Raw genomic sequence first — 6565 nt, forward strand, 5'->3', positions numbered from 1 at the left:
GCCGGTCCCGCGCATCGCATGGGTCCCGATGTCCCCTGCGCCGTGCGACCCCGGCTGTACCCACCGCTGAGGCGGGGGCCGGCCGCGACCGACCAGGCCGCGGACGAGCAGTCCCTCCGGTGCGATCGGGCTCTGCGGCAGCAGCGCGAGCGTGCGGGCCAGCTGCTTGGCCGAGCGGGACCCGATCGGGTCGCCGTCCAGCATCACCTGTCCGGTGGTCGGCGTCAACAACCGCGAAAGTGTCCGCAGCAGAGTCGATTTCCCGCATCCGTTCGGCCCGATGATGGTCGTCACCTTGCCATCCGGGACCCGCAACGACACGTCGTGGACGACGGGCTCGTCGCCATACCCGACGGTGACGTTGTCTGCGCTCAACCGTGCCGCCGGGGCGGCGAGGCGGTCGGCCAGGGCGGCCGTGGATGTCTGGCTCATGGGTCCTGCCTTTGCGTGCGGATCAACAGGTGGATGAAGTACGGGGCGCCGATCAGCGAGGTGACCACGCCCACCGCCAGCCCGGTCAGCCACAGCCGGGTGATCACGTCGGCGGCCAGCACCAGCACCGCACCGGTCAGGGCGGAGGTGAGCAACGGCGGCCGCGAGGTGCCGGCCAGCCGCCGGGCGATCTGCGGGCACACGAACGCGACGAAGCCGATCGGACCGACCGCGGAGACGGCGACCGCGGCGAGGAGGACGGCGCACAGCAGTGTGATCGCCTGCGCCCGGGTGGTCCGTATGCCGAGAGCGCGGGCCGTGTCGTCGCCGAGTTCGACGATGTCGAGTGTGCTGCCCTGCCACAGCGCGACCGGTGCCACCAGCGTCAGCACGGCCAGCAGCCAGCGGGCGTTGGTGCCGGTCACGCCGGCGAGCGACCCGGACAGCCACACCTGCGCCGACGCCGCGGTCTGCAGCCGCGCCGTCACCAGCAACCACGAGGTGCAGGCGGTCAGAGCGGCCGCGATGCCGATGCCGACCAGCACCAGCCGGCGACCGTCGAGGCCGCCGCGCCAGCCGGCGGCATACAGCAACGCAGTGGCCAGCAGCGCACCGCAGAAGGCCGCGAGCGGCAGTCCGAGGTCGGCCGAAACACCCGAAGCCACACCGGAATCGGCGGCCGCGAAGAGCACGATGTAACCCACGGCACCGGCTGCGGCGCCGGCGTTGACGCCGATGACGTCGGGGCTGGCCAATGGGTTGCGGGCGATGGTCTGGATCAGCGCGCCGGACAATCCGAGCGCGAGCCCGGCGAGCAGCGCGACCGACGCTTCGGGGAGGCGGACGTCGCGCACGATGAACGCGTTGACGCCCGAGGCGTCACCGAGCAACGCACGCACCACGTCGCCGAACGGGATCCGCAGGTCGCCGTAGGCGAGGTCGACCACCAGCAGCGCCAGCACGAGCACACCCGCCGCCACCGCGCACAGCGCCGCCCGGGGATGCAGCCGCCACGACGTGCGGCCGAGTCGTATGGCGGGGCGCAGCGGTGCCGCAACGGCGGCCGCACCCGTGATCGCTGATCTCATAGCTGCACCAACCGGGTCCGACGCACGAGCAGGACAAAGGCCGGACCACCGACGAGCGCCATGACGATGCCAACCTGCACCTCTGCCCCACCGGCCATGACGCGCCCGAGGATGTCGGCCAGGCTCAGCACGATCGCGCCGATCAGGCCGGAGTACGGCACCACCCAGCGGTAGTCGGGACCGCACCAGAAGCGAGCGACGTGCGGGGCGACCAACCCGAGGAAGCCGATCGGTCCGCAGGCGGCGACCGCACCCCCGGTGAGCAGCATCACCGCGCAGACGCCGAGCAACTTGTGCAGGCCCGGCCGCACGCCGAGGGCCCGCGCCGCGTCGTCACCCAGCTGCAAGAGGTTGATCGCGGGCGTGCAGACGACCGTGAGGACCAGCCCCAGCACCAGGAACGGTGCCACTTGCCAGAACACCTCGATGCCGCGCCCACTCGCCGAGCCGACGACCCAGAAGCGGTACTGGTCCAGCGTCGAGACGTTCGCGGTGACGACGGAGGTGATGACCGCCGACGCGAGCGCGCTGACGGCGGCACCGGCGAGGACCAGGGTCAGCGGCGACGGGCCGCCCCGGATCGCGCTGATCGCGAACACCAGCCACGCGGTCACACCGGCGCCGAGCAGGGCGAACCAGGCGTAGGCCGCGGGCGAGTCGATGTGCAACCAGAAGATGGCCAGGACGACGGCGAGGGACGCACCTTCGGAGACGCCCAGCAGTCCCGGGTCCGCCAGCGGGTTGCGGGACTGCCCTTGCATGAGCGCACCGGAGATACCCAGTGCCAGCCCGACGGCCAACAGCAGAACGGTGCGCGGCAACCGTAGCTGGTGGATGATCGCGGCGGCCTGCGAGCTGTCGGGGTCGAAGAGCACCTGCAGGGTGCGGACCGGATTGATGGCCACGTTGCCGATCATCAAGCTGAGCAGGCCGCATCCCAGCAGCGCGATGGCCAGGATCGCGACGACGCGCCAGCTGCCGCTGCGCGCTGCGTGCGGCGACCGTGATATCGACGAATGTCCTTCATCGGCAAGCGTATTCGCTGTGCTGCGCCGTTCCAGCGTGGTCACATCAGTCCTGTCGGTTCGATGCCATCTCGACTATAGGTTAGCCTTCCCTAACCACGTCACTTCATCACGGTCAGGAGAACCATGCAACCGTCCCGTCGTCACGTCCTCGCCGGCAGCAGTGCCCTGGCGCTGACCGGCCTCAGTGCCCTGCTGTCCGCCTGCGGCCGCAGTTCGGGCGGCGCCGCGGCAGCCACCGCCGGCTCGCCCGGGGCGGCCGGCCGGCCGCAGGACGGGGCAGCGTTCCCGGTAACCGTGCAGCACAAATACGGCTCGACCACCATCACCGCGGCACCCCAGCGGGTGGTCTGCGTCGGCCTGCTGGAGCAGGACTCGCTGCTCGCACTCGGAGTCGTACCCGTGGCCGTGACCTCCTGGCTCGGCGCCGCGAAGGGTGAGATCTACCCCTGGGCGAAGCCGAAGCTGGGCGACGCACCCCTGCCCGAGGTGCTCGACAGTCAGAAGTTGAACATCGAGCAGATCGCGACCCTGCGGCCCGACCTCATCGTCGCCATCTACTCGGACCTCAAGCAGTCCGACTACGCCAAGCTGTCCAAGCTGGCGCCCACCATCGCCGCCCCGAAGGGCCACGTCGACTGGGGCACGCCGTGGGACGAGACCGCGCAGCTGATCGCCGACGCCCTCGGCAAGCACGACGAGGGCGCCCAGCTGGTCGCGTCCGTGAAAGGCGACCTCGCGGCGGCGAAGAAGTCGCATCCGCAGTTCGTCGGCAAGACTGCGGTCGTGGCGACTCCCTACGAAGGTGCCTACATCTACGGGCCGTCCGACATCCGCTCCCAGGTGCAGCACGCACTCGGCTTCACCTTCCCGGCGAAGTTCGAGGACATCGGCGGCAAGACCTTCGGCGGGTCGATCAGCGCCGAGCGCACCAAGGAGATCGACTTCGACGTCGTCGTCTGGCTGGACAGCCCGGCGAACGTGAAGTCCAAGCTCGGCGGGCTCTACGAGCAGACGAAGGCGTTCCGGGAGGGCCGGACCATCTACGTGCCGAGCGCGATCGGCGACAGCAAGAAGGCCAGCACCTACGCCTCGGCGTTCAGCATGGTGACCCCGCTGTCGATCCCGTGGGTGCTCAAGCGCTACGTGCCGCAACTGGCCGCGGCTGTGGACGGCAAGACCTCCACGAAGGTGGCGATCATCCACGAGTGACCTCGGTCGTATGCCGCCAAGGATCAGCCGATCTGCAGTTGCACCAGCCGGTTTCGCACTTCCTCCAATGGCCGGTCGAGGTGCTCGGCCAGCTCTTCGGGGCCGAGCCCGAGGTCGGCGCCGTCGCGCAACTCCTCGTCGTCCTCGGCGGTCCAGCCGGGCACTGAAGGGGCCGGGTCCGGCGTCACCGGCTGCTGTGCACGATCGGGCTGCGGCGTGAGTTCGTCCGGCACGTCGTGTGTCTCGTCGGCGGCCACCTCCTGGACCGCGTCGGCGGCCGTCGTCACAGCGGGCGTTTCCGCCGCGGGCTGCGCGCCCGTGTCGTTCGCCGTCTCGTCGAGTCGACGCAATGCCTTGAGCACCAGCGCCCGATCGGTCGTCGGCCAGAAGGGCGGCAGGGACTTCTGCAGGAAGCCCGCATAGCGGGCGGTGATCATCCGGGTGTCGAGGAAGGCCACGACACCCCGGTCCGCGCTGCTGCGCACCAGCCGCCCGGCTCCCTGGGCGAGCCGGAGCGCGGCATGGGTGGCCGACACCGACATGAAGCCGTTGCCGCCGCGGCGGGCGATCTCCTGCGAACGTGCCGACGCCAGTGGGTCATCGGGGCGTGGGAACGGGATGCGGTCGATGATCACCAGCTGACAGGACGGCCCCGGCACGTCGACCCCCTGCCAGAGGGTCATGGTGCCGAACAGGCAGGTGCGGGGGTCGGCGGCGAACTGCGCCACCAGAGTGCGGATCTGATCGTCACCCTGGCAGAGCACGGGTATGTCGTCCCCGAGCCGGGTGCGCATCTCCTCGGCTGCCGCGCGAGCGGCGCGGGTCGAGGAGAAGAGTCCGAGCGTGCGGCCACCGGCGGACCGCACCAGCGTCTCGATCTCGTCCATGGCCGCTGGCGACATACCGTCGCGTCCGGGCGGCGGCAGTTGGGAGGCGACGTAGGCGATGGCCTGCCGCGGATAGTCGAACGGTGACCCGACGTCGAGGCCGGTCCACCGCGGGCCGCCCTCGCCGCGCAGCCCGAGCGTGCCGGCGACGGAGTCGAAGGACCCGCCGAGTTCGAGGGTCGCCGAGGTCATGATGACCGTCCGGTCGCCGAAGACCTTGTCCCGCAACAGCATTGCGACGCTCATCGGGGCGACGCGCAGCACCGCCCCACGTCGCTGATCCTGCGACACCCAGACGACGTCGAGCTCGCGGCCCTCCAGGATGCGGTCGCAGTTGTCGAAGATCTCGTCGACCGCGGCACGCGCCACCTGGCGGGAGGCGTCATTGTCCGCCGGCGACGCGGGTTTGAGCTCACTCTGCACGGACCGGGCCGCATCACGCACGCGCGTGAGGGCGAGGGCGAGGTTGTCGGGAATCCCGAGCAGCCGGCCCTCCTGCACGCCGTTGAGCAGCTCCTGCAGCAACTCCCCCGCCTCGCGCATGGTGGAGGCGTCGGCCATCCGGCCGCAGCGCCGGGCCGCGGTGGCGATCATCCCGCCGGTGACCTCATCGGTGATGGTCGAGGTGACCCGGTCGACGAGCTCGTGGGCCTCGTCCACGACGAGCAGGTCGTGCTCGGGCAGCATCTGCCGGCCCTCGAAGGAATCGATCGCCATGAAGCTGTGGTTGGTGACGACGACGTCGACCTCCTTGGCCGCGGCGCGGGACCGCTCGACGAAACACTCCTGCACCATCGGGCACTTCGAGCCGAGACACTCCTCGGCGGAGACCGAGACCTGCCGCCAGGCACGCTCGCTGACGCCCGGCACCAGCTCGTCCCGCTCGCCGGTGTCGGTCTCCTGCGCCCACTCGCGCAGCCGCACGACCTCCTCACCGATCCGCCCCGCGGCCCGATCGACGTCCCCGACCTCGAGCAGGGAGTCCTCCTCCTCGGGGTAGCCGCCCTCGATCTTATGCAGACAGAGGTAGTTTCGCCGACCCTTCACCAGGCCGTAGGTCGGCCGTCGGCCCAGGATCGGGGCGAGTGCGTCGGCGATGCGGGGCAGGTCGCGGTCGACGATCTGGGCCTGCAGCGCCAGGGTGGCCGTGGCCACGATCGCCGGCCGATGCGTCTCGACGGCGTGCCGGATCGCCGGGACCAGATAGGCCAGCGACTTGCCGGTGCCGGTGCCGGCCTGCACCAGCAGGTGCGAACCGTCCCGCGCCGCCTGATCCACCGCGCGTGCCATCTGCTGCTGCCCCGGCCGGTCACTGCCACCGACCCCTCCGACGGCAGCGTGCATCAGGGCATCCAGATCGGCAGGCATCCCCACAGGGTAGGCCGTCGCTCCTCCCCCGGGCGCGCACCATCCACAGGCGGGTCGGTCAGGTGGCGGGCGCCGGGCCGCGGCAGATGAGGTAGGCGACCAGCGCAGTCCAGCCGGTCTGGTGGGTGGCGCCGAGGCCGGAACCGTCGTCGCCGTCGAAGTACTCACTGAATGTCGGATGCTGGTCCCACAGCGGCCCGCTCGGATACCACTTCGGCGTACCCGGCCGCCGCCCCGCGCCGTCCGGCCGGAAGAGCTGCACGAGGCGGTCGGTCAGGTCGGCGGTGATCTCCTGCAGGCTGTGCTCGTCACCCGAGCCGGTCGGATGCTCGACCCGCTCGCCGGGATAGGCCTCGGCATACGTCGCGAGCGCGTCCACCAGCAGGAAGTTGACCGGGAACCACACAGGCCCACGCCAGTTGGAGTTGCCGCCGAACAGGGCGCTGTCGGACTCGGCCGGGGTGTAGCCGACGCTGAAGTCCGCGCCGTCGACGTCGACAGTCAATGGCGTGCGGTATGCCGCCGACAACGACCGGATGCCGTGCAAGGAGAG

At 70.7% G+C, this 6565-nt stretch carries 6 protein-coding genes; 1 reads left to right on the top strand and 5 read right to left on the bottom strand.

Translation table 11 applies throughout. The annotated features are described in order from the left end of the window. From ACTHL4_RS00540 to ACTHL4_RS00550, 3 genes are all read right to left on the bottom strand, one after another. A partial coding sequence (locus ACTHL4_RS00540) for an ATP-binding cassette domain-containing protein (RefSeq protein ID WP_440280775.1) occupies positions 1-432 on the bottom strand: 432 nt, incomplete at its 3' end. Beyond that, the gene (locus ACTHL4_RS00545; RefSeq protein WP_440280776.1) at positions 429-1520 is read right to left on the bottom strand and encodes a FecCD family ABC transporter permease; all 1092 of its coding nucleotides are present in this window, start codon (positions 1518-1520) and stop codon (positions 429-431) included. The genes ACTHL4_RS00540 and ACTHL4_RS00545, both read right to left, overlap by 4 nt. Further along, the gene (locus tag ACTHL4_RS00550; RefSeq protein WP_440280777.1) at positions 1517-2590 is read right to left on the bottom strand and encodes a FecCD family ABC transporter permease; all 1074 of its coding nucleotides are present in this window, start codon (positions 2588-2590) and stop codon (positions 1517-1519) included. Before ACTHL4_RS00550 ends, ACTHL4_RS00545 begins: the two co-directional genes overlap by 4 nt. Before the next feature lie 81 nt (positions 2591-2671). Between ACTHL4_RS00550 and ACTHL4_RS00555 the strand changes: the two genes are divergently transcribed. Continuing rightward, positions 2672-3757, top strand: coding sequence for an iron-siderophore ABC transporter substrate-binding protein (locus ACTHL4_RS00555; protein WP_440280778.1), 1086 nt, complete (start codon positions 2672-2674; stop codon positions 3755-3757). 23 nt (positions 3758-3780) lie between these two features. Here the strand turns inward: ACTHL4_RS00555 and ACTHL4_RS00560 are convergent, their stop codons facing one another. Together ACTHL4_RS00560 and ACTHL4_RS00565 are read right to left on the bottom strand one after the other, a co-directional pair. Further along, the gene (locus ACTHL4_RS00560; RefSeq protein ID WP_440280779.1) at positions 3781-6012 is read right to left on the bottom strand and encodes an ATP-dependent DNA helicase; all 2232 of its coding nucleotides are present in this window, start codon (positions 6010-6012) and stop codon (positions 3781-3783) included. A gap of 58 nt (positions 6013-6070) precedes the next feature. Continuing rightward, on the bottom strand, positions 6071-6565 hold a 495-nt coding region (locus tag ACTHL4_RS00565), incomplete at its 5' end, for an MGH1-like glycoside hydrolase domain-containing protein (protein ID WP_440280780.1).

Origin of the sequence: Flexivirga sp. (assembly GCF_051955415.1) — a bacterium.
Taxonomy (GTDB): domain Bacteria; phylum Actinomycetota; class Actinomycetes; order Actinomycetales; family Dermatophilaceae; genus Flexivirga.